This is a genomic window from Gardnerella sp. DNF01159 (assembly GCF_049244215.1).
In the GTDB taxonomy this organism is placed as follows: Bacteria; Actinomycetota; Actinomycetes; order Actinomycetales; family Bifidobacteriaceae; genus Bifidobacterium; species Bifidobacterium swidsinskii.
Genome location: NZ_CP058387.1, coordinates 327,329 through 352,674 on the forward strand (window position 1 = coordinate 327,329; position 25,346 = coordinate 352,674).

Here is a 25,346-nt window from a genome sequence, read left to right on the forward strand (position 1 = left end):
ATTGCCTAATTGCTAGAATTAAACGTATGAGTGAGGATACTGCATTACAAGCATTATTTGACGGTACGTTACGCAATTCTTCTGGCAATGTGACTAATGCGTTGCTTGTGTATGGTGCGCCGAATACTGGTAAAACGCAGTTTGCTGTGCGCGCAGCAATTTCCGGCTATAAGCGTTGGTCGCATAATGTTACTGCGATGGCTGTGCAAAATCGTGTTCTTGCTTCAAAAATTGACAATATTATTATTCGCCAAATTGGTGTAAGTAAGCAGTCTCGTCCAGTTGGCACTTTGGCTTCTTTGGCTTTTACTATCATTTCTGCTTGCTGTAAGTTAAAGAATAATCCTTCGCCTAAGCTGCTAAATGGTGCTGAGCAGGATTCTTTGCTTCGTAAAGTTTTGCGCGCACACATTGAGCATGTTATGCGTGGAGATAATGGTGATTGCAATATATGTGCGCTTTTTAAGGATTATTTTGAAACGTCTCAATGGGTTGTTCCATTAACTTGCGCAGTTTCCGCCGCTTCAGTGCCTTCTGCGCCTTCCGCAACTCCGGTTGCTCAAGCAGCTTCTTCGTCTCCAGAATTTTTGGCAGATAGATTCGATATTAACAACGCTTTTATGCATCAATTGCGCGATATGCTCGCTCGTTTAGATGAGCTTGGTATTAGCGATTTTGAAAGCGAAAATTCAGTTCTTCGCGCTCTTAGTGACGAGCAATCTTACGCCAATAATAGTGATATTTTACAAACGTCTGTGCTTATTAAACGTAGATTAACTCAATGGCGTTTGGCGTTTGCTTTGCGTGCTGAATATCGAAAAATAATTGCCGACACTTATAAGTCTTCTTTCCGACTTGACGCTTCGCAACTGTTGGTTGAGGGTGCAAAATCTGCGCGCGAATTAGGAGAGCATGGTTTAGTAAATTCTTCTGAAATTCCAGCTCTTCTTGTAGTCGATGATTATCAAGATATTACTTTGGCTGGTTTGAGTTTTATTGAGACTTTGTCGAAGATTGGCACGCGTTTAGTTTTGCTTGCGAATCCGGATGAATCTGTGCAATCGTTTAGAGGAGCGTACCCGGATTATGCAATTTCTGCAGCTTTGGATGAGTTGAATGCTGCTGAGCAAACTTTAGAATATACGGGTCTTGCTGATTCTTGCGAAAATTCTTCCGACGATTCTGCCGATTCTTCTAAAAATTATTCTGCAGATCTAACTTTTGCAAATCATACTCAAGCACCTTCGATGCGTGAATTGCTCGCTTCACGCGTTTCTCTTTCGCTTACTTCGCAATATAAAACAGATGTTGCGCTCCCAAATCGCCCTTGGAAAATGCCAAAATTTGTAGGCTCCTTACCGATTGAGCCTATAGAAACCCTCCAAAATTCTCATCTCAATTCAGACGACACTGTTTTTACAGCGTTATATCGTTCACAGCGCGAGGAATTAGATGCTGTTATTTGGCAAATGAAGCAATCTCACGTAAATAATAAGCGCAAGTGGAGCGATATGGCGTTAATTGCGCACGACAATTCTACTGTTCGTCTTTTTGGCGAGCAGCTTCGCGCTTCTGGGGTTCCTGTGCGATACTCGTCAGTGACTCGCCCATTAAAAGATGAGCCGTTTGTGCAAGGTTTATTTGCGCTTATTGAACTTGCTCAATTTGCGCAGCACGGTTTTTCTGGAATTGTTGAGCAAGTAAAACATGGTAGAAGTTTGCAAAATTTGGCTTCGTGGGTGCGTTTGCGAGTTCAGAATATTATGGATAGTCCGCTTTCCGCGATTACTAAAAGTGATTCTGGATTTTACGGTGATTTAGACGTTGAAATACCTGCGAAGTTATATTCTGTAGATTCGCTTATGCGTTCTCTTTCTTCTCTTTCGGCTGTTTTAATTGAGCAAAATGGTGAAAAGAACAAGAACTTTGAGTCTAATGCTCCTTTGCAAAATCTTGTTCATAACTGGGATTTGTTGCAAAATTCGCTTCATGATGCGCAAAGCAAAGCGTACGTTGAATCTCAAATTTTGGTTGATAATAGTCGTATTGATGGCAGTTCAAATGATCTTATGCCATTATCTCTCGATGCGTGCTATTTGCTTTGTGTAGCAGATGTTGCACGTTCTATAGATGATGATTCTACTGTATTGCAAATATTGCAGAATATGGCTCCTCGAAATCCGCACGTTGCAGCTTTTGTAAAACTGTGGAAAAACGTGCAAATTCTCGCTTCTCGTATGCACAATAATCCTGATTTGAGTAATGCTCAATACGCTCTTGGTGAGGCTTGGAATATTTGTCATGTTGCTGAGCGTTGGCAGCGTATGTCTTTACAGCATAATTCGGAAGGTTATCGAGCTAATGATCGCTTGGATGCTGCAATGCGTCTTTTTGATTATGTTTCTTCATATGTTTCTTCTGATATTTCTTCAATGAATACGTTTGACGATACTTTTAGACAAGAAAATGTTGTAAGTATTGCAGATTTTATAGCTCAAGTTCGTGGCATGGAAATTGAAGCTGATTCTCTTGCTAAAGTAGCACCTGTTCCAGATGCTGTAACGCTTACTACTCCTGCTGGTTCTGTTGGAAAACATTGGAATCTTGTGTGGATGCCTACTTTGCAACAACGTGTGTGGCCAAATCTTGCTTCTCGTAGCACTATGTTTGGCGCAGAAAGTTTAGCGAATATTATTTTGCATTCTAAGATTTCTGCTTCTAAATTGACTGTGAATGCGTCACTTCTTTCGAATAATGATAAATCTGCAGTTTTTGCTTCGGAACAGCGCAGTTTTTTGTTAGCTATTACGCGCGCAACAGAGCGTTTATATATAAGCGCGCAATATAGCGATAGTGCTGTGCCAAGCGACTTTCTTTATTATTATTTGCCTGAAAGATACTACAATAATGAAAATTCGCGCACGCCTTTTACGGAATTTACTACACCTTTTGCTGGTTTAGATATGGATGCTCGTGGACTAGTGTGTGCTGCTCGTTCGCAAATTTTGCGTGCTTCTTCTATGAAAGAAGAGTTTGGCAATAGTGCATGTAGTGCAGATAATGCAGGTAATGCAAGTAGTCCCGATATTGCAAATAGTTCCAATAGTGAGAATAGTAAGTCTAGAAATGCGATTATTGACGCTGCTCAAACGTTGCAATTACTTAAAGAAAATGGAGTATTTTGCGCTGATCCTTTTGAGTGGGATTTTATGAGCGATATCGATGACTATGTTGATAAAAAATCTTCTGTTGAAAAAGACAATGAAAAAAACAATGAAAAAGCTGGCTCTGCTAAAAAAGCTAGTTCTGTTGTAAGCTTGTCTCCTTCAGCTGTAGATAGTTTGTGGGCATGCCCTGTGTGCGGATTGCTAAATCGTCAGCTTTTAGGTCCTCAACCCGGCAGTGCAGCAACGTATTTTGGCACGCTCATTCACGAAACTGCAAGATGGGCAAGCGAAAATCAGCATTACGATATGCCTGAAACTGAAGTTGATGAAACTGAAACAGCGAATAATTCAGCCGAAGTTGCGAATAATTCAGCCGACTATTCTCCCTACTCTCCGCTTGTGCGCCGCAGTAACGCAATCGCAAATCTTATGGAAAAGTATTACCTAAGTATTGCGCCTGAACTTGCAGATATTCGAGATAGTAAGGAGCATTATTCGGCTCTTGCGCGTGAGAAGAATATTAAACGTGCGTTACATGCAATTGCGCAATATTTTGTCACTTCTTACGATCAATCAACATATGCGCTTAACTCAAAAAAGTCAGAAAACGGCATATTAGAATCTCTTACAAAAAGCGAAAAATCTTTAGAAAGTAGCATAGGTAGATTGCAACAAGCGTATTGCGAATTGCAAACAAGCGCGCATTTTGGATTTAATGATATTGCTCGCGTATTGAACAATACTTTTAAGAATGCAAATTTGCAAACCGTTACTACGCATGATTGCTACGAATTGATGGGTGCTTTAGTTGGAGGATGGCCGGATGGCGCAAGTGAAGATATGCAAGTACATATTCACGGTCGAATTGATCGCATGGAAAAGCGCATCAATTCAGATGGTTCCGAGCATATTCGCTTACTGGACTACAAAACAGGAAAGCCTTTAACAGCAAGCGGAGTTTTTAACGATTTGCAGCTAGTTTGTTACCAGCTTGCTTTACTTTTTTCTGATGAGAATCCGCTTATTGATGCGTCGAATGCGCCGATTATTTCGCGAAGTATTCTATTTCACGTTGCTAAGAACGATTATCCTGCTCAAGATCATAACGTTGCTGAAAACGTGTATCAGCCGCCGCTTTGCGTAAAAAATGCTTTCAATAATAATCCGCTTGAGTTACGAGTTGGATTCAAAAATATGGCAAGATTGTTAGATTGTCCGCATCTTGACGATATTGCGAAGAATTGTCCAGAAAATGTAAGCGAAAGCGCTTGGCAGTCGTTTACATCATTAAACCAAAGTGCAAAATGGTCTCTTACTATGATTTCGCGCGTTTGCTATGCTGCTGCGGCAGTTCGTTCGCATAAGATTATTGCGCACCCAACTTCTGAACACTTGAAGTATTGCAACGGAAAACAAGTATGCCCAGCATGCGCAGGTTGTATAGACACTGTATATGAGGTGTTGTAGTTATGATTGATAAAACAAATAAGCAATTTACTCGCAAGAACACCGATAGTGCGGAGCAAGCTGCAGCAATTCAAGCGCCAACAAATAAGAACATGATTATTGTTGCAGGAGCTGGAAGCGGCAAAACGTATACGATGACTCGTCGAGTTATCGACCTTATTGAGCGCGGAGTTGCTCCTGAAAGTATTTTGGGTTTGACTTTTACTAATAAAGCAGCTTCTGAGCTGCTTGCAAGAGTTGCTCAAGCTGTAAGTCAGCATAGTAGCGAAATAAATAAGCTTATCAATAATGCAAATTCCGCATCTTCAAGTGGCTTTTTGAAGCCAGAAGTAATGACATACGATGCTTTTTTCCAGTCAATTGTGCGCCAATATGGTTTGCTTGTTGGATTTGATCAAAATACGCAACCTTTAAGCGATGCAGGTGCGCGCGAATTAATAAAACCGCTAGTAAACGATTATGTTACTAATCATGCGGAAGTGCTGTCTTGGTATAGTTTTGATGCGCTTATTGACGACGTGCTTGCGCTCGCAGCAGATATTTCATGCTCGATGATTGGCATAAATAGCAGGGGAGAGTCTATAGATAGCACGTCTAAAGCTGTTTTAGAAATTCAGAAGTGGAATAACGCTTGGATTGAGCATTTGCAAAAAGCAATTAATTGTGCTGAAACTACTGAAATAATTGCAAAAAAGCCTAGCTCTATTAAATTGCGTCGCGGAAAAAACGATTCAGATGAAAAATATTTCGAAAAGTGCGAAAATTACGGAAAAGAATACGTAGAATACCTGAATATTACATTAAAAAATAAGTGTTATGAATCTTGTAATAACTTGCTTGAAGCTGCTGAGAAGCGCAATGTATTACTTGAATTAGTTTTGGCTTTTGACGCAGCAAAGCAGCGCGCAAATATGGCGCAATTTAGCGATTTTACTATTGCTGCATACCGTTTGGTGACGCATTTTCCTTCTATTGCAGAACAGTATCGCCGCCAATACAGCCAAGTTTTGCTTGATGAATATCAAGATACTTCTACAACTCAAGCAATGCTGATTGCAACGCTGTTTCATAAAAAAACTAGCGGTGTGGAAGAAGCTAGTGTTGCTGCGAAAACTAGCGAAAATCAAGACTTTTTAACTACTCAACAAACGCATATTGCTGCAGTAGGTGATCCGTTCCAAGCTATTTACTCGTTTAGAGGTGCTAGTTCCGGAGCTTTCAGAAAGCTTGAGCAAGCACTAAATATCGACCAGTCAAGTGAGTTTTCTCTTACTAGAACGCGACGCAATTCGCAGTTTATTTTAAAAGCTGCAAATTCTATTACGAAACCTTTGCGAGTGCCTGCGCTTCGCCATAGTAGTTCACTTGCTACAGAAGTAGAAGTGAAAAACTTGCAATACTTAGATAATGCACCAAAAGGTACTTTTAGTGTGTTAAATATGCCTACGCAATATCAAGAAGTAGAAGCCGTTGTGCGTTTTGTAAAATATGTAAAACATAATGCGCTATCTGAAAACGACGATACTAATTCTGCATCTGCTCGAGTTGCAGTTCTTTTCCGTAGCAAAAATAATATTCCGTTATATGAAGAAGCATTACAAAAAGCAGGTTTACGCACTCTTACTGTTGGGTATTCTGCATTGCTTGAAAAACCAGAAATTCGAGATGTTTTAGCTCTTCTTTCTGTTGTTGCAGATCACACAAATACTCAAGCTTTGATGAGATTGCTTGCAACTCCTCGTTTTGCGCTTAATACTGACGATTTGGCTGCTATAGCTAATATTGCAACATCAAAGAATATCGAATATGTGTTTCGTGCTTTAGTGCAAGCAGGTTTAGTAAACGCTGAAACTCCTCGCTCTAAGTGGTCGCAAGTTGTTCGAGAACAGCAATCTCAAGCTTCGCAAACCAATAGTATTCATGGTGGAGTTTTTGTGGCGGATGTTTTGCTTGAAGCATACGAAACGCAACTAAGCGAAGAAGCAAAAAATAACGACAACAATAACAATAATTTGCTTTTTGAGCTAAAAAATAATTTAAGCTCTAAAGCTTATGTAGCAGTGTTAAGAATAGGGCAAATGATTCATGCAATACAACGTGCTCAATCTGGCTCTTTGCAAGATATTATGCGCGTTGCTGTAGAAACGCTTAACGTTGATATTGACGTTGCGCTATCTCGTGCGCTTATGAATGATACTTCCTCTAATGCAACGCTTCTTGACGATATGCATTCTACTGTCGATTCTATTTGTTTACTAGCAGACGCGTATTTGCAAGAAATGAGCGATTTTACAACTCCTACTTTGCATGGGTTTATGTCTTGGATTTTCAATATAGACAAAATTAACGATCAACCTTCTTCGGTGGATGAGGCTGCGGATGTCGTATTAATGACTATTCACCAATCGAAAGGTTTGGAATGGCCTGCTGTAGCGATAGTTGGGCTTAATGAAGGCGCGTTCCCAAGTAATCAAGGCGATAATTTGCGCGTAATAGCAACGCAACAAAGTGGCGTGTACAGGGAAAGGGCATACGCAACGCTCGAAGTTGCTTCAAAAGTGCCTGTTTCTATGAGAGTGGATGCAAACATATTGCCAAGATTCCCTCACGATGTTGATCTTGAAACTAGCATGGAACCTCAAAAATCTTTGAAAAATATGTTAACTGTAGACGATATCGACGCAGAAGTTTATGGATCAAGAGCTAGAGAAATGTTTGATTTGGCAGAAAAATTCCATGAGCATGAGCAGGCTCCAGTAGAAGCGATTCCTTCAGAAGCTAGCAAAGTGTATGACGCTGTGATGAAAACTGGCACATTGCCTCTTTCACAAGTCGAAGAGCGTGGGCGCGCTTTGCATATTGACGAGCGTCACCTTATGTATGTTGCTTTGACGCGTGCTAAATTCGCAGCATTGCTCACTTGCAGCCAGTCTAATGCTATGAGCGTTGTTGAGAATAAAGAAAATTTTGCCAATAGTGCAGCTTCTTCTGTAGATGAATCTTCAAATATTTCAACTTCTAGAGTTAAAAAACCTTCTGTTTTTTGGCAGGAAATGTATGATTCAATGCGCGGATCTGAAGAATCTCCGGTTCAGGTCACAGCTAAGGTTTCAGATTCTTCAAATCAAGTAGGTTATGTTGTAGGGGAGTCAGCTTCGCAACTTGCGCAATTATTTAGCGAGGAAAGCACTATTCCAACTGAAGATAATGAGAAACAATTATCTTGGCCGAGTGCATCTAGTGAAGCTATACGTAGTGTATTGCAAAAATCTGCACAAGACGTTGTAAATTCAAAAATGAGTAATCAAATTTCTGGTATTTCAAAAGATAATTCTTTGCTTTACAAAGCTCAAGCTTTGCTACAAGATGCAGATTTAATGCCGAAAATTGATTGGTATCACAACATTCAAGAGTTAAAAAACAGAGCAGAGCAGCTTTCTAATGTTGAAAATGTCAATGTGACTGCTGTGCAAAGGCGCGCTATGTTTCGTAATGATTATTCGCGCGCGAATGAAGATTTTAATGATGCGGATGCTAAGCGTTTGCGGAAGGAATGGATGGCAATTATTCGCCCTATTCCTAGCGTTTCTTCGCCTGCTTCTGATTTGGGAACGCGTTTTCATGCTTGGGCTGAACAGTTTGTAAAAGCTTGTTGCGTGAATAAAAATCCTATTCAGTATGACGTTGATGAAAACGTTGATGAGAATGCTGTTGAGAACGTTGCTGAAACTTGCGAGAATATTTCGCAAAATGCAAAATCTTCGGAGCGCAAATTGTTGATATGGAAGCAGCGTTTAATAACATCAAAATGGGCGCATCGCCGTCCTATAGCAGCAGAGCAGCCGATTGTAGCTCATGTTCCAGAATTAGGCGATCAAATTATTAATGGCAAAATCGACGCAATATTTGCAGGTGGTTTAAATCCAGAAGATCCAAGCAAATTGTACACGATAGTCGATTGGAAAACCGGAAGAAAACCAACCAAACCACAAGATATTGCGCTTAAACTTGGCCAGCTTGACTGGTATCGTCTGCTTTTGTCTCTTATGACTAAGGTTCCGCTTGATGCTATCGATGCCACCCTTTATTATGTGAACATATCGGATGAATGTGAACGGGAAATTCATGCCGAGCAAAAAACGAAAGATGAGATCCTTGCCGAGTTACACTCTGACACGTTAATCTCCCTCGATGATGATGACGCATAAATGTTGCTATTGCAATCATTTTGTCGCAATTTATTTGCTGCAATTTTTGTTTGCTGTAACGTATTTTGCGCCGCGATTGAAACGCATCGTGCATCACTTCGAAAACGTGCAGATTCCTCGTGCAGTGTGTGTGGGCGGGCATACGCACAACATCGATTTGAGTATGAAGTAAGGAAGAATCATGACTGTTGAATTTCGTTCTGTAAAACTCAGTGATATTGATGCAATGGTTAAAGAATATGAACGTACTTGGGGTATTGCGCAAAAAGTTGGGAAAGATGCTTCGTTAAGTCTTTCTCGAAGATGTGTGTTGCATTACTTAGAACCTTCAACGCATGGTACTATTGCTGAAATAGATGGTAAGTTTATGGGTCTGCTTTTGGCGCGAGTTTTTGACGCACCTGTTTTATTTCCAGAAGTAGGGAGAATGCTTCGCGAGCAAGAAGCCACAATGAAAGAAAATTGTGACAAAAACTATGCTCTCGCTTTAGAAGAAGCGTACGGCATGCGCGCGTTGGAAACTAAACTTGAAGCGAAATCTCATATCAATAATTTAACTCAAGCGGAATTGGAGCTTTTCCTTGTTTCTCCAGATGCTCGTGGGCATGGTGTTGGTGGAGGCTTGTGGAAGCGAACAATGCATATGCTAAGAAATAACGGAGTAAATCGTTACTATTTGCATACTGATTCAGCGTGTGACGTAAGCTTTTATGATTATCACGGGCTTAGAAGAGATGCTTCTTTTATGCGCTCGGATCATCCTTATGAAGCTAAGAACGTGAAATCTTTGGTGGATGACTTGTATATTTACTCAGGTGAGCCGAGAGTTCGTTCAAAGCAAGCAAATGCTCGTTCTAAAACGCGTTAATAAAAATATGCAAATGTATAACGTTGCGTGACTTGCTTGACAAAAAGGAGCAAAGAAATATATGTCGTCCCAAACGGCAACTAAGAAAGCATCGGTATTTTCTCAATATTCTAGATTATTTTCATTTAATGGAGCTAAAGCGTTTTGTGTAGCAGGCGCGATTGCGCGTTTGCCAATGTCTATGATTGCGTTGGGGATTGTTCTTGCATTAAACCATTTGTATAACAACTGGACTATTGCTGGAGCAATGTCTGCGTCGTATGTGCTTGCACAAGCTGCGGTAACTCCTGTGTATGCTAAGCTTTTTGACCGTTTTGGTCAGCGTAAAGTTGGAGTTATTGCGCTAAGTGCACAAGTAATCGCTATGATTTCTTTTGCATTTGCAGCTTTATTTAAGGTTCCTCTTGTTTTGCTTTTTGTGTTAGCAATTGTGATGGGTGTAACTCAGTTTGCTTTTGGCGCGTTGGTGCGTACTCGTTGGGCTTATACATTGCGTGCAGAAGATGACGATTCTTTATTAAACGTTGCTTATGCGTTGGAATCTGGTATCGATGAAATTGTGTTTATATTAGGACCTATTTTAGCCGCGTGGTTAGCAACTTCTGTGCACCCTGTTTCGCAATTATTCGTGCCAGTATTTGCAAGTGGATTGGGCGGAGCTTGGTTCTTTTCTCTAAAAAATACTCAACCTGCTGTGCTCAAAGTAGTGGAAGTTCCAACTGCTGCAGCTGAAGATGTTGATGTATTAATCGCTTCTCAAAAAGAAGATGAAATTTCCAAAGATTATGTGGCATCTCAAAAGCAAGAAGCGAAACGCTCATTTGTAGACAAATTTAGTCTTAAGCAATTGCATAATCATCGCTCAAAAAAGCGCGGTAAAAACGTGCTGCTTTACCGCGGCATTATCCCGCTTGTGCTCATGTTTGTTGTATTTAATATGAGTTTTAGTGCATTTGACGTGTCTGTAACAGCTGCAATGAAAGCTCAGGGGCTTGATCATTTCATTGGTATGCAGTTGGCATTGTTTGCATGTGGTTCGCTTGTGGGAGCGATTATTTTTGGATCGCATAAATTCCGTGGTTCTGATTGGTCACATCTGATTGTATTTTTGACTGTTCTAACTGTCGGATTTATGCTTATGAGTCTTAATATTGACAGACTTATGTTTATGAGCGTTTTTGAAGTGCTTTCTGGCTTATGCGTTTCGCCAATTTTTGCTACTGGAAATCTTATTGTGAAAGCAACTGTTCCTGAAGAATCGCTTACGGAAGGTCTTTCATGGCTACCAACTGCGTCTGCTGTTGGCTGTTCTTTAGGCTCGATGGCTGCTGGAGCTGCAATCGACTCGTGGAATTCGCATGCCGGAATGATGGTTCCATGGATCTCAACAATGGCAGCTATACCTATCGCCACGCTTGGCTGGTTTATTGTAATGGTGCTTAAAAAGCGACATTAACTGCGCACGTGTGTAAAGTTTCTGCCGTTTTCTCGCTTTAATCCGACCGAAATTTTACAGCTGCGTAAAGTTTCTGCCGCTTCAGTGACAAAAGCTGAGTTGAGTCCTAACGGTACACTAGAAAGAAGTGCGCAATATCGCAAGATGTAGTGAGATGAATATGAAAATAGAATATGATGAACGTACTGAGGAAATTCTTGCTGAAGTAGTACGCGATGCGTTGCAATCTGACGCTGATAATATGCGTTCTCTTAATAACCAAGAATCTTCTGCGTCGTCTAAGCAAATTCGACAGTCGGTGAAAAAAGTGAATAAAAAAATGTCTGCTGATACTTCAACTAAATCAGTATCTACTAAAGATGTAAAAACTGCTAAAACTAAATCAACTAAAAAAGCTAAATTCAACAAAGAAACTAAAACAGAAAATGCAAAGTCATCAACTCGTAGAACAGGAAATGTTCTTCCTCCTGTAGTTAACGATCAAAGAGAAGGTGCTCTTATTGCGCCGCCAAAGTATCGTAAAGGATCAATGCGAATCGTACCGCTTGGCGGTTTGGGTGAAATCGGCCGCAATATGAACGTAATTGAATATAACGGTCATATTTTGCTTATCGATTGCGGTGTGCTATTCCCAGAAGAAGAGCAGCCAGGCGTTGATTTGATTCTCCCAGATTTTCACTACATTCAGGATCGTTTAGACAAAGTTGAGGCATTGGTTTTAACGCACGGTCACGAAGATCATATCGGTGGTGTGCCTTACCTTCTTAAAATGCGTCCTGACATTCCGTTAATTGGTTCTAAGCTTACTTTGGCTTTTGTTGAAGCAAAGTGCCAGGAGCATCATATTGAGCCGAAACTTACTCGCGTTGAAGGCCGCGATAAGATGAAAGTAGGTCCGTTTAATCTTGAGTTTATTACGGTGACGCACTCGATTCCGGACGCGCTTGCTGTTTGTGTTAAAACGCCTGCTGGAACTTTGATTGATACTGGCGATATTAAGCTCGATCAGCTTCCTCTTGACCATCGTATTACTGATTTAGTTGAGTTTGGTCGCTTAGGTGAGCAGGGCATAGATTTGCTTATGGCTGATTCCACTAATGCTGAAGTTCCAGGATTTGTAAAGCCTGAAACTTCGATTGGTCCGGCTTTGGATCGCGCTTTTGCTGAAGCTACGCGCAAGATTATTGTTGCTAGTTTCTCAAGCCACGTGCATCGCGTGCAGCAAGTGGTTGACGCAGCTCACAAGTTTGGCAGAAAAGTTGTGTTCGTTGGCCGTTCGATGGTTCGCAATATGTCAATTGCTGCGGATTTAGGCTACTTGCATATTCCTGAAAACACGGTTGTGGACTTAAAGCAGGCCAAGGATGTTCAAGACGACAAGCTCGTATACATGTGCACTGGTTCACAAGGCGAGCCTATGGCTGCACTCGGGCGTATTGCAGATGGCAATCACCGAGATATTACTGTTAATGAGTTCGACACTGTTATTCTTGCAAGTTCGCTTATTCCAGGAAATGAGCACGAAGTTTATAAGGTTATTAACAAGCTTGTGCAGTTGGGTGCGCGTGTAATCAACAAAGATAACGCTGCAATTCACGTGTCTGGTCATTGCAATGAAGGCGAGTTGCTGTACTTGTACAACATTGTGAAGCCAAAGTGCGCCATGCCAATTCATGGTGAGCATCGTCACTTGGTTGCAAACGGATTGATTGCAGTAAAAACTGGCGTTGAACCAAATAACGTTGTGCTTGCTGAAGACGGCGATGTTGTGGATTTGTATCATGGCAATGCTGCAGTTGTTGGTTCTGTACCATGCGGTTACGTGTATGTTGATGGTGATTCTGTTGGTGAGCTTACAGATGAAGAGCTTGAAAAGCGCAGAATTTTGGGCACGGAAGGTTTCGTATCGAGCTTTGTTGTAGTTGATACAGAGCACGCTGACGTTGTTTCTGGTCCAAAGATTTTCTTGAATGCTGTTGCTGAAGACGAGGCTGATTTTGAGAAGGTTCGTCATCAAATTGTTGAACAGTTGCAGGATGCGATGATGCGCGGTGAGCACGATACTCATAAGTTGCAGCAGATTATGCGACGAACTTTGGGTAGTTGGGTTGCTCGCGCTTTGCGCAGGAAGCCTATGCTCGTGCCGGTAGTTGCGGATATTGCAAAAAATAATCAAGAATAATCAAAAATAAAGAAAATATTCGCAATTATTTGTAAATAGCTAAAAATAATCGTAAATATAATCAAAAATAAGAAAAATATAAGGAAGGTACAAAATATGCCAGGAGCAAATCTGACTCGCGTAGAAGCTCAAGAGCGTTTCGACGCTATCCAAATGCCAATTCACTACGATGTTGCGCTCGATTTAGGAAAAGGCGGACGCGATTTTACTTCGCGCACGAAGATTGAGTTCGATGCTAAAGCTGGTAGCGCAAGCTTCCTCGATTTAATTGCAAACAGCGTAGAATCTGTGGTGTTAAACGGTACCGCTCTTGACGTTTCTAAAGTTTTTGCAGACAGTCGAATTGAGCTTGCAAATTTGCTTGAGCATAATACCGTAGAAGTTGTAGCAAACTGCCAGTATTCCAACACGGGCGAAGGTTTGCACAGAAGCGTGGATCCTTCCGACGGAAACGTTTATTTGTATACTCAGTTCGAAGTGCCGGATGCTCGCCGCGTTTATGCTGTGTTTGATCAGCCGGATTTAAAGGCTGTTTTTGACTTTACGGTGGACGCTCCAGAAAGTTGGATTGTGACTTCCAATATGCCAGTTAAAAGCGAAACCGCGTTGGAAGGCCGCGAAACTGAAGCAGGCACTTTGGAAAATGGCGCTGTAGAAGGCATGAAGCGTTGGGTATTCGAGTCAACTCCAAAGATGAGCTCCTACTTAACTGCTATCTGCGCAGGCCCTTACGCGCAGTGGCACACAACTTACAACAATGAAGACGGTCGCGTAGTTCCAATGGCAATGTACTGCCGTCAGGCACTTAAAGACGCTTTTGCAAAAGACGTTGACTACTTGTTCGATATTACGAAGAAAGGTTTTGCTTTCTACGCTAAGACTTGGGGAGTGCCGTATCCGTACGCAAAGTACGATCAGATTTATGTGCCAGAATATAACGCTGGAGCTATGGAAAACATTGGTATGGTTACGATTCGCGACCAATACGTGTTTGAATCCAAAGTTACGGACGCTTATGCTGAGCGCCGCGTTGTAACAGTTTTACATGAGCTTGCGCACATGTGGTTCGGCGACTACGTGACCATGAAGTGGTGGAATGATTTGTGGCTTAACGAATCCTTCGCAGAATTCACTTCTACTCTTGCCACCGCTGAAGCAACTGAATGGCACGACGCTTGGAGCACTTTCAATTCCGGCGAAAAAAGCTGGGCGCTTAATCAAGATCAGCTCCCAACAACGCACCCAATCGTGGCTCCAATCAACGATTTGAATGACACTTCAGTCAACTTCGACGGCATCACTTACGCAAAGGGCGCTTCCGTTTTGAAGCAGCTCGTAGCGTACGTTGGTCGCGAAAAGTTCTTTGAAGGAATCCACAACTATTTGAGTAAGCATGCATACAGCAACGCAACTTTGGCTGATTTGTTGCACGAGTTAGAGCTTACAAGCGGCCGCGATTTGAAAGCTTGGAGTGCTCAGTGGCTTGAAAAAGCTGGAATTAACACGATTTCTACCGAAGTAGAAGAAGCAGGTGACGGCACTATTGCTTCCTTGCGTTTGCGTCAGAGCGCACCAGTTGAGCATCCTGTTCTGCGCGCACACCGTTTGGCTGTCGGATTCTACAATGTAGACGAAGCAACTGGCGAAATTAAGCGCACAAAGCGAATCGAACTTGACGTTGACGGCGAAGTGACGGAAGTTGTTGAAGCGTGCGGCGAAAAAATGCCAGCACTTATCCTTGTAAACGACGACGACTTGACTTACACAAAGCTACGTTTTGACGAAAAGTCGCTTGAGTTTGCTGCAGAAAACTTGTATCGTTTCAAGGATTCTTTGACTCGCTCGCTTATTTGGCTCGCATTGTGGGATATGACTCGCGACGCAGAATTCCCAGCAGAACGCTTCGTGGAACTCAGCCTTAAAGCTTTGGCAACCGAGCGTGAATCAACTACTTTCCGCTATGCTCTTGGTCAAGTGAAAGTAACTGCAAGCCACTACGTGGTTCCAGAGCGTCAAGCAGAAGTCGCAAAGCATGTTGCTCACGAATTGTGGCAGTTGGCTTTGGCAGCTTCTGCAGGTTCCGACGAGCAATTCCAACTTGTTAAGGCTTATCTTGGATATGGCGAAGTTGGAGATGCTGAGTTTGTGCGCGTAGCTAACGGATTGCTCGACGGTTCCGTGCGCTTAGAAGGTTTGGAAATCGACAACGACTTACGCTGGAGCGTTCTTATTGCGCTCGCAGGTGTGAACGCTTTGGACGAAGCTGGAATTGATGCGGAACTTCAAAAGCGCGACACGACTGAGAATCGCGAATACGCTTACCAAGCTCGTGCAGCTCGCTCAACTGCAGAAGCTAAGGATTGGGCTTTTGAACAGGCTTTGCGTAATCTCGATTTGACGAATATGCAAATGGGCGCTGTGGTTGCTGGCTTTGCAAGCACTGCTAAAGGCGATTTGGTTAAGCCTTATGTTGAGCGCTACTTTGCTGAAGTTGAGTGGATTTGGAAGAACCGCACCTTCCACATGGCTGAAGCTCTGATCGAAGGCTTGTATCCTGTGTATGCGCCGGTTGAGGAGCTGGTTAAGCACGGTGAAAAGTGGCTTGAGGCTCATGCTGATGCGGATCAGGCTTTGCGTCGCATGGTGCTCGGAGGTCTCGATTCTTCTCGCCGCACGCTTAAGGTACAGCATTACAACGCTTCCTTGCGCTAGTGCCTTAATTAATGTGGCGCGAGTTTTGCGCGACGACCTGCTTTCGCGCAGCATTGTGCGCGCGAAAGCAACTCGGAGCGGAAACTCGCTTAAGTTGGAAGTCCAGTGGACTTCCAACGCGAGTTTCGTAGCAAGCGCGTTACCCGCGCGAGCGTCCGCGCTCAGTGCGAAAAATCTCAAATCTCTACCACACTGGTATTCCTGCAACTAAAGTCACTAAACAAAGCTGTGTGTTGGTGTGTTGTAGGAGTTTCTTGTGTGGTGTATGCATTAGCACGAATGTTAGTGTTCTCCTAAGTAATAAGCAATCAACTTCAGCAGAGCATTACTGCAAAGCTTCTTTGCGCTAGCGCGTTATGTAATGTTACGAGTAAGATGGCAAACAGTGTGTGACGCGCTAGTATGCGATGTTGTTTGCTTGCGCGTAGGATGAAGTGATTTTTGTGAAAGAGGCTTTATTATGCCAAGAATGTTTGGTACTGACGGTGTGCGTGGATTGGCGAACCGAGATTTAACAGCGCAACTTGCGTTAGATTTGGGTGATGCTGCAGTGCGCGTTTTAGGGGATAAGCACGCGCCGGTTGCATCTAGTTCTAATGAAAGCGAGCCTTCCTCTCACGCTCGTCGCCGCGCGCTTATTGGCAGAGATACGCGCGTTTCTGGCGATTTTCTAGCTTCTGCGCTCGCTGCAGGCATGAGCGCCGGTGGTTTTGATGTTATCGATGCCGGAATTATCCCAACTCCTGGAGTTGCATTCTTAACATCCGTGCTAAACGTTGAAATGGGTGCTGTTATTTCCGCCTCGCATAATCCTATGCCAGATAACGGCATTAAATTCTTTGCGCGTGGTGGTTTTAAGCTTCCAGATAGCAAGGAAGATGAGATTGAGGCTGTTCTTGGTCAAGATTGGGAGCGTCCAACAGGAGCTGGTGTTGGTCGAGTCAGCCACGACACTACTACCGCAACAAATCTTTATATTGATCACTTGGTTTCTGCTGTTGTGCCTTTAAGCAATGGTTCTACTACGCGTCCAAAGCCTCTTGCAGGCTTGCGTGTTGTAGCAGATTGCGCGAATGGTGCTACTTCTGTTGTTGCTCCTGAAGCTCTTCGTCGCGCTGGTGCAGAAGTTGTGGTTATTAACGCATCTCCTGACGGTTACAATATTAATGATCACGCAGGCTCGACTCATCCTGAGCAGTTACAAGCTATGGTTAAAGCTTCAAAGGCTGATTTGGGTGTTGCCTTCGATGGTGACGCCGACCGCTGCTTAGCTGTTGACGAGAACGGCAATATGGTTAATGGCGATCAGATTATGGGCATTCTTGCGCGCGCAAAGCAGGCTGAAGGTAAGCTTAATCAGGATACGCTTGTTGTAACCGTAATGAGCAATCTCGGCTTAAAGCTTGCTCTTAAAGATATGGGTATTGCAACCGTTCAAACAAACGTCGGCGATCGCTACGTTTTGGAAGAAATGCTTAAGCACGATTATTCACTCGGCGGCGAGCAGTCTGGTCACGTTATTAATCGCGAATTTGCAACAACCGGTGACGGTACGCTTACTGCTTTGACTTTGTGCCGTGAAGTTGTTCGTTCAGGCAAGAAACTTTCGCAAATGGCTGCAGACTTCCCGCAGCTTCCGCAAGCTCTTGTAAATGTGCCAAATGTAGATAAAATGGCTTCGAAAACTAACGCAGCTGTGCTTGCAGCTGTTGAGAAAGAATCGAAGCTTCTTGGAGATACAGGTCGCGTGCTTTTGCGTCCTAGTGGCACAGAGCCGCTTGTGCGCGTTATGTGCGAGGCTGCAACTCAAACTCAGGCAGATGAGGTTTGCGCTCGTCTTGCTCAAGTTGTGGTCGATAATCTGAAGCTATAAGCTTACTTATTTTTTGCGCCTGCTATTTGCTTACATTTCAGTCGGCTCTAGCAGTGCGCAAATAATTTTGATACACTTATATCTTTAGTGCGGCTTTCAAATTCTGCTCGCAGCATGTAGATTTTGTATGTTTTCGCGTTACTGTGCGCGTTACTTAAAACGGTGAAAAGGAGTCCTATGTTTACGCATCACGCAAGTGTTGATACTAAGCTCAGTCGCGCTGTTGAGCGCTTGCTTGATTCCGCTACAGAAGACGGCATTTTGCCGATTGTGCAAGCAGGTGAGCCTGTTCTTCGCCAGCGCACTGTGGCATATGATGGCCAGCTTACACGTGCTACACTCACAAAACTTATTTCTCTTATGCACAGCACAATGCTGGAGGCTCCAGGCGTAGGTTTGGCTGCTCCACAGATTGGTTTAGGTCTTGCGATTGCCGTTATTGAAGATCATGTTCGTGACGATGAAGACGATCCTCGAGACATTGCAGAGCTTCCGTTTAGAGCGATTATTAACCCGCATTATGAGCCTATTGGTACGCAAACTCGCAGTTTTTACGAAGGCTGCTTAAGTGTTTCCGGCTACCAGGCTGTTCGTCAGCGTTGGCTTGACGTTCAGGCAACTTGGCAAGATGAGGACGGCAAACAACATTCCGAGCGTTTGCACGGTTGGCCTGCGCGTATTTTCCAGCACGAAACTGATCATCTTCGCGGCGAACTTTATATTGATCGTGCGGAAATGCGTTCGCTTTCTACCGACGAAAATCTTGAAGATTATTGGGCAGATGAAGCAGTTCCAGTAGCTGCAGCTCGCACTCTCGGTTTTGCAATATGATTTTAAAGTTTTAAAAATTATTGCAGTGTCGTTTTGTGCATTTCAATAGTAGTTATAGAATACTCATGTGTGTTTTTGTAATTTACTGCTTAAACGCGTGTATTTACTACATTGAATAAAGGAGAGAAAAATGAAGGTTTGTTCTCAATGTGGTACAGCAAACAACGATTCCGCAAAGTTCTGTAAGGGTTGCGGTAATAATGTTGAAGCCGCTCAACCAGTAGCTCAACCAGTAGCTCAGCCTGTACAACCTGTGTCTCAGGCTCAGCCAATGGCTCAGCCAATGCAGCCAATGCAACCTGTGTCCCAGCAGCCAGCTCAGCCAATGTTTGTTCAGCAGAATCCGCAAATGACTCACCCAACTCAGCCAGCTCAACCGATGATGCAGCAGGCTCCAGCAATGCAAGGTGCTCCTCACTATACTCAGCCAACGAATCAGATTAATTCTGAACAGATGGTGGACTTCTTCCATTGGCTTATTAGTGCAATTAAGAAGTCTTCTCAGCAGTACCATGTATCTAGCTTGTACGCTGTGCTTGTGTTTGTAATTAGCGCTCTTGTATCTGCAATCCAAACTTATTTCATGGTTCAATCTGGTGTCAACATTTTCAACTCTTTTACTGATGCTGGTGCTAACTTCCTTTCGTCAATGTCGGAGCGTTCTATTTCTGCTCCACGAGTTTCCGTGCCTATTTCTGTATTCATTGCCGCTTTCTTCGCAGCAATGATTAGCGTTTACATGACATTCGTTGTGGCTTTGATTGGTGCAAAGATGTTTGGTGACCCAATGTCTGCCAGCCAGTTGCATGTTCAGTTCGCTCAGAAGATGGTTCCGATTGTAACAATTCAGATTTGCGCAGCATTGCTTGGCATTCTTACTCTTTCGACTCCGTCTGTGTTCTTGCAAATCTTTGCAGGATTCTTGACAATGCTTCTTCCATTCTCCTTCGTATCTCACGCTGAATGCACGCGTAAGATAGATCGCGAATGGTTGTGGGTTATTTACGTGTTGGTGGCTGCGATAATTCTTATTATCGTATTCTTCGTCACCATGGGAATCGTAACAAGTGCTATTTCTTCCGCAATATACGGAGCTTTATTGCACTAAAAGAATTTTGCTAATCTAATTAAATAATTCTATAAAAGCTTTTTAATAGAGTGTTTTTCGTAAAATTTGCGTCAGTTTAGCAAAATAACTTAAAAATAAAAATAACTTGGAAAAATTTTATTTCAAAAGTGCTTAGCGTATGAATAATATGCTAAGCACTTTTGTGAAATATTAGGAGTTAATATGAATTGCACTCAATGTGGAAGCCCTATAGATAGTGGCTCAACGTGGTGCTCAAATTGTGGCGCAAAAGTAGAGGATAATGCACAGCAGCCAATGGCGCAGTTTAATCAGTATGAATCTCAAGCGCAGCAGTTTGCTGTAAATACGTATCAGACGCAAACTAATAACACCGTTTTGCCAAATAACGTAAATAACGTAAATAACGCGAATTTTTCAAATAACTCTAATATAGCTTCAGTAAAGATGAGCAAAAAAGAATAAAATCATCTTTATCATAATTGGAGTTTTTTTAATGGTAGCTCTTGGTGCTGCATATTATGCAATTCAAAACTATGTTTATTCTCCAGAAGCTACAATTAAACAATATGTGAACGCTTTGGAAAGCGGAAACTTTACAGAAGCAAGCAAACTTGTTGACTGGTCTCCTAGCGATATTCAAGAAGGTTCTCGCATCCTTTTGACTAATGAAGTTAGCAGCAAAACTAAAAATCGTATTGAAAATCCAGTAATTACCAACATTAGCTTTGATTCCAGTGTAGTCTCCTACAGAATTAATGGGAAAGAGAATAAAATGTCGCTTCAAGTCTCTTATCCTAAAACTGAGTGACTTATATTTAAGTCATATAAGCTGTATCCTCGTGTAAACATTATGTATTTAGATATTCCAAACAGGATTAAAAAATCAAAGTTAACGTGCTAGCAAGAAGCTAGAGAAGAAAATTACCAGTGCTGTTAAAAGCAAATTAAGCAGTGCATTAGTGCATCAAATGGATCAGCAGTCCCTGCAAAGATTTGTGCTTTTGGCACCTCCTTGCGTAAGAAGAACTTAGGATTCTTTACATCCTACGACTATTCATATTCAGATGTTAAGAGAAGTGTTAACGGATATCCTAAACTTACATCCATTGATCCAGAAAGTGGAAGTTTCTCTACAGAAGGATTTGAAGAAACTGTAGAGTTCCGTCGTAAGGCTAGTAATGAAGACGAATGGCATGATGGTAATTCTGTAAGCAGATTCTATATCAACGAATCATTTAAAATCAAAGGCAACGACGTAAATATTAAGTTTGAGAACAATACATATCAAGAACAAGATTATTAAGGATAAGTATTAAATAAAACTCGTTGCCGCTTTGGACACTCGTGCAGCGCTCCGACCTGCCTGAGTGCTGTGTTAGTAACAAAAAGCCGACCCCGCAAAATCGTAGGGTCGGCTTTTCGTATGTCGATTATAAGTGCGTATATGCTATACTGGCATATCGTATGTTCGCATACTATATAAAGTTATTTTTCAATGAAGAAAGGTAGTCGATGACGTTTATCTCTCGTGCAATACGCTACATTCTGAGGAAACGAATAAAAACAGCGATAGTTTTCATTATTGTATTTCTTATTTCGACATTGTTATTTTCTACTTCTGCAGTTTCAAGTGCTGCAGGTAGAGAAGGAGAAAAAGTTGAAGCGCAAGCAGAGTCTAGTTTTGTGCTCGCAAATAACCCTCAAATAAACCCTGGAACTCCTAGAGGAGCTGGAACTGTAAAACCTAAAGATGTACAGGCAATTGCAAAATTAAATGGAATTGCTTCCTACGTTGTTCGACAAAATGTAACAGCGGATTTAGTTAATGCTAAAGCGGCAAGAATTCCAGGCGTTCAGGATTATGATCAAAAGCGCGAGCAGCAGTTTGGAAATGCCGTTAATATTGAAGGGACGAATGACTCTACTGGTTTAAATACTTTTAAAACAAAAGCAATAACTATGTCTAAAGGCAAGCATCTTATTGCTAATAACGTTCATGCATCACTGATTCATGAAGATCTCGCTAAAGCTAACGGATTACATGTAGGAGATACTCTTACGCTTCGCGCTAATCCTTACGATGCTGACAATATTCAACAATCAACAGCAACAGTAAAAACTCGTATTGTTGGAATTTATGCCGGAGCAAATAAGCGTCAAGTCGCAACTAGGGCGGAATTGACAGCTAATACCGTGTATACGGATTTGCAAACTACTCGCGAATTATACAAATATGAGCCTGGAAAAGAAATATATCAGGATGCAAGTTTTAGAATAAAGCGCGGTGAGGATGCGGATAATATTATGGCGCAAGCTGCCAAATTGCCTATTGATTTGCAAAACTATCAACTAACTCGTGACGATCAGTTCGTTTCTGGTTTGTTGAAAGCAGCAAAGGGAGTGCGCTCAATAATGACTGTTACAACAATTGCTGTTGTATCATTTGCTATTATTGCTTTGGCATTAGTGCTTTTGCTGTGGATGAATGAGCGACGTAATGAAATTGGTGTGTTTGTTGCAATTGGCACTGGCAAATTATCTATAGTTGGTCAATATCTTGCTGAGATTGTGCTTATTGCAATACCTTCGTTAATTGTGGGTTACCTTTTTGCAAAAGTTATAGCTCCGTTGATGGCTAATGTTGCTCTTGGCTCTGTGCAATCATCAGCCGCTCGTGAATTGAGTAATATGGGTCAAGCTGGTGGAAATCTTGAATCAACTTTGGCAACAAAAACTTTGGAAACACTTAGCGTACAAGTAGACGCTCAGTGTTTTATCGGAGTTTCTACAATTGTTGGTGCAGTAATCGTTATTGCAGTTGTGTTGTCTTATTTGCCAGTTATATGCAAATCTCCTCGTGAGCTCCTCGGATTGCAAAAGTAGAACTATGCTGTTTGGCGGCATAGTTTTCATAATTCGTCGTATGAAAGTTATTTGAAAAGTTAGTGAGTAACATTATGAATGGTGAAGTAATTTCTTTATGTGCTCGAGCGAAACTTGCAATATTGCGCAAACCTCGACGTAACGCAATAATTGTGCTGATTATGACTCTTGTTTTAAGTGCGCTAGTTTCACAAGCTGGTATCAGTGCTTCTGTTGAGGGTGCTAGGGATCGTATTCAATCCAGTATTGGTTTAGGTTTTACTGTACGAGCAAAAACTCGAGGTGAAACTCTTCCAGAGCAAAGTAATACAAATTCTAATTCTGTTGCTACGTCTAATTCTCCAATTCCACAAGATTTGGGCGCGAATGAAGGAATTGACTCTAGTCAAATTCGTAAATTTGCTGCGATTTCGGGCGTAAAAACTGTAGTGGAAGAGCGCGATGTTTTAGCTGTGCCTGTTGGAAAGCAACTTGTGCTTCCTGCGCAGGGTCCAAGACTAGACGATGATGTTTTGGCTCATGCTGCTGGAATTACTGGCACAACAGATTCTCGATTGTCTCAGGGTTTTCAAGAGGGATTATACCGTTTAGAGCAGGGTGAGCATATTACTAATCGTTCTTCTGGTAGAGCAATAGTGCATCGTGATTTTGCTAAGAAGAATAATCTTAATATTGGTTCTACTATAATTCTTAAGCAGGGGTTTAATGTAAAAGTTCGTGTTGTTGGCATTTTTGCCGGCAAATTGCAAACTAAAGGAGCACTTCCTTCGGATACTTCAGAAAATCGCATATTTACTGACTTAAGTTCGGCGTTGTCTTTGGCTGGCTCTTCTAAGCGAGGTGTTTTGCGCTGTGTTGTCGAGCGTTCTGATTTATTAGCTAGTGCAATACGGGAGACTAAAAGTATTGCTGGCAAGTGGGCGGATGTAGAGCAGAATGCTTCGCAATTGTCTGATGTAATAAGCTCGGTTAACTCTGTGCAACAACTTGTGCGAATGATTTTTGTGGCACTAAGTTTTGTTGGTATTTTAGTGCTTGGACTTGTATTAGTGTTCTGGGTTAGAGGACGTATGCACGAGATTGGCGTACTTATGTCTATTGGATTATCTAGAGCAATAATAGTTAGTCAATTGCTTGTTGAAATAACGATACTCAACATTGTGTCATTCGTCATTTCGCTAGGCTTCGGTGCTGCTTTTTCTGGCGTTATTGGGTCTGCGATTTTGCATAGTGCTGATTCGTCATTTATTGCGGATGGTATGCCAGTATTGCCATTGTTGCAAACTCTTGCTGCTTTTGTTATTGGTTTGCTTATTTCAATAGTCGCATTACTTGTTGCAGTGCTGCCAATATTAATAAAGAAGCCTCGGCAAATACTAAGTGCTATGAGTTAGCAGAAATATAGTTGCGTATGTGAATTTTCTACTAAAAACACAATCACAAACAGCGCAATCGTATAAATGAAACAAATCTTATAAATCATATTTAAATTATGTAAAAATAAGGAGCTTATTATGTCGGATTTATTGCAATTAAAAAATGTGAAGTACACTTACGGACCTGCAAATATTGCGGTACTAAATGACGTGAATGCAGATTTCGAAATTGGCAAAATGTACAGTATTATGGGAGCTTCTGGAGCAGGAAAGTCTACTATGCTCTCGCTTTTAGCTGGATTAGATACTCCGTATAGTGGCGAAGTGCTTTTTAACGGTGAAAATATTGCAAAAACAGGATATGTTGAGCATCGCAAAAAACATATTTCACTTGTTTTCCAGAATTTTAATCTTATTGACTATTTGACGCCATTAGAAAATTTGCGATTAGTAAATTCACATGCTGATGTTCAAGTGCTAATAGATCTTGGATTAACTGAAGAAGAAGCAAATCGTAACGTCACTAAACTTTCTGGTGGTCAACAGCAGCGTGTTGCAATTGGACGAGCTTTAGTATCTTCTGCTCCGGTAATTTTAGCTGATGAGCCTACTGGAAGTCTTGACCCTGCTACTACTAAAGAAGTTATTGCAATATTAAAAAATGCTGCTAGAGAGCATGGCAAATGTGTGATTGTTGTTACTCATGATTCGAAGGTCGCCTCTCAAGCTGATGTAAAATACGTGCTGAAAAATAAACAGCTAACGCGACAATCTGCTTGAGCGCCAAAACAGGCGATTTTGGGACACTAGTGCAGTACGCTTACTGCGCGAGTGTCTCTGTTTGGTGATTTTGGGACACTAGTGCAGTTGAGTTATTGCGCGCGTGTCCGATTTCGCTTGTTTTGGGACACTCGTGCAGCGCGCTTACTGCGTTAGTGTCTGAAAACTGTCGTTATGGGACACTCGTACAGATTGCGCTCGCGCTATAAGCGCTCGCTTACGAAACTCGCGTTGGAAGTCCACTGGACTTCCAACCTGAGCGAGTTTCCGCTCCGAGTTGCTTTCGCGCGCGCTTTGAAGGAGCTTGAACTCAACAGGATTTCAAGCTCCTTCAAAGCGTGATTTGGCTCAATTGTGAAGCACGGTGTGCTTCACATGCCAAATCAGCCGAACGGCTATGCCGTGAGGAATAAGCGCTCAAGCAGGTCGTCGCGCAAAACAAAAAGCCGACTC

At 42.1% G+C, this 25,346-nt stretch carries 15 protein-coding genes; all 15 read left to right on the top strand.

Annotated features, from left to right (window positions below):
• Positions 1-26 precede the first annotated feature (26 nt).
• The 15 genes from HXT39_RS01180 to HXT39_RS01250 all read left to right on the top strand — a co-directional run bounded on the left by HXT39_RS01180 (position 27) and on the right by HXT39_RS01250 (position 24,893).
• On the top strand, positions 27-4,634 hold the full coding sequence (locus HXT39_RS01180) for a PD-(D/E)XK nuclease family protein (RefSeq protein ID WP_103013818.1): 4,608 nt from the start codon (positions 27-29) through the stop codon (positions 4,632-4,634).
• A gap of 2 nt (positions 4,635-4,636) precedes the next feature.
• Positions 4,637-8,842, top strand: a complete 4,206-nt coding sequence (locus HXT39_RS01185; RefSeq protein WP_103013819.1) for an ATP-dependent DNA helicase — start codon at positions 4,637-4,639, stop codon at positions 8,840-8,842.
• Between the two features lie 181 nt (positions 8,843-9,023).
• Entirely contained in the window at positions 9,024-9,710 is a 687-nt protein-coding gene (locus HXT39_RS01190; RefSeq protein ID WP_102703231.1) for a GNAT family N-acetyltransferase, read from the top strand.
• 61 nt (positions 9,711-9,771) lie between these two features.
• Positions 9,772-11,166, top strand: a complete 1,395-nt coding sequence (locus HXT39_RS01195) for an MFS transporter (RefSeq protein WP_102703230.1) — start codon at positions 9,772-9,774, stop codon at positions 11,164-11,166.
• Positions 11,167-11,320: 154 nt separating this feature from the next.
• Positions 11,321-13,348 carry a ribonuclease J gene (locus HXT39_RS01200; protein WP_102703229.1) on the top strand — a complete coding sequence of 676 codons (2,028 nt, stop codon included), beginning with the start codon at positions 11,321-11,323 and terminating at the stop codon, positions 13,346-13,348.
• A gap of 96 nt (positions 13,349-13,444) precedes the next feature.
• On the top strand, positions 13,445-16,060 hold the full coding sequence (pepN, locus tag HXT39_RS01205) for an aminopeptidase N (RefSeq protein WP_102703228.1): 2,616 nt from the start codon (positions 13,445-13,447) through the stop codon (positions 16,058-16,060).
• 460 nt (positions 16,061-16,520) lie between these two features.
• Positions 16,521-17,933: a phosphoglucosamine mutase gene (gene glmM, locus HXT39_RS01210; RefSeq protein WP_103013820.1), complete on the top strand. Its 1,413-nt coding sequence runs from the start codon at positions 16,521-16,523 to the stop codon at positions 17,931-17,933.
• Positions 17,934-18,110: 177 nt separating this feature from the next.
• The gene (locus tag HXT39_RS01215) at positions 18,111-18,764 is read left to right on the top strand and encodes a peptide deformylase (protein ID WP_004127356.1); all 654 of its coding nucleotides are present in this window, start codon (positions 18,111-18,113) and stop codon (positions 18,762-18,764) included.
• A 130-nt stretch (positions 18,765-18,894) separates the two neighbouring features.
• A complete protein-coding gene (locus tag HXT39_RS01220) occupies positions 18,895-19,872 on the top strand; it encodes a DUF6574 domain-containing protein (protein WP_103013821.1) in 978 nt (325 codons plus the stop codon).
• 183 nt (positions 19,873-20,055) lie between these two features.
• Positions 20,056-20,316, top strand: a complete 261-nt coding sequence (locus HXT39_RS01225) for a zinc-ribbon domain-containing protein (RefSeq protein WP_004109342.1) — start codon at positions 20,056-20,058, stop codon at positions 20,314-20,316.
• A gap of 31 nt (positions 20,317-20,347) precedes the next feature.
• On the top strand, positions 20,348-20,662 hold the full coding sequence (locus HXT39_RS01230) for a hypothetical protein (RefSeq protein WP_233186339.1): 315 nt from the start codon (positions 20,348-20,350) through the stop codon (positions 20,660-20,662).
• A gap of 204 nt (positions 20,663-20,866) precedes the next feature.
• Positions 20,867-21,157 (top strand): hypothetical protein, encoded by a 291-nt coding sequence (locus HXT39_RS01235; RefSeq protein WP_102703226.1) that lies wholly within the window; start codon positions 20,867-20,869, stop codon positions 21,155-21,157.
• A 209-nt stretch (positions 21,158-21,366) separates the two neighbouring features.
• Positions 21,367-22,737: an ABC transporter permease gene (locus HXT39_RS01240; RefSeq protein ID WP_012914423.1), complete on the top strand. Its 1,371-nt coding sequence runs from the start codon at positions 21,367-21,369 to the stop codon at positions 22,735-22,737.
• Positions 22,738-22,811: 74 nt separating this feature from the next.
• The gene (locus HXT39_RS01245; RefSeq protein ID WP_004109382.1) at positions 22,812-24,131 is read left to right on the top strand and encodes an ABC transporter permease; all 1,320 of its coding nucleotides are present in this window, start codon (positions 22,812-22,814) and stop codon (positions 24,129-24,131) included.
• Between the two features lie 120 nt (positions 24,132-24,251).
• Positions 24,252-24,893 carry an ABC transporter ATP-binding protein gene (locus tag HXT39_RS01250; RefSeq protein ID WP_004109384.1) on the top strand — a complete coding sequence of 214 codons (642 nt, stop codon included), beginning with the start codon at positions 24,252-24,254 and terminating at the stop codon, positions 24,891-24,893.
• Positions 24,894-25,346: the final 453 nt, after the last annotated feature.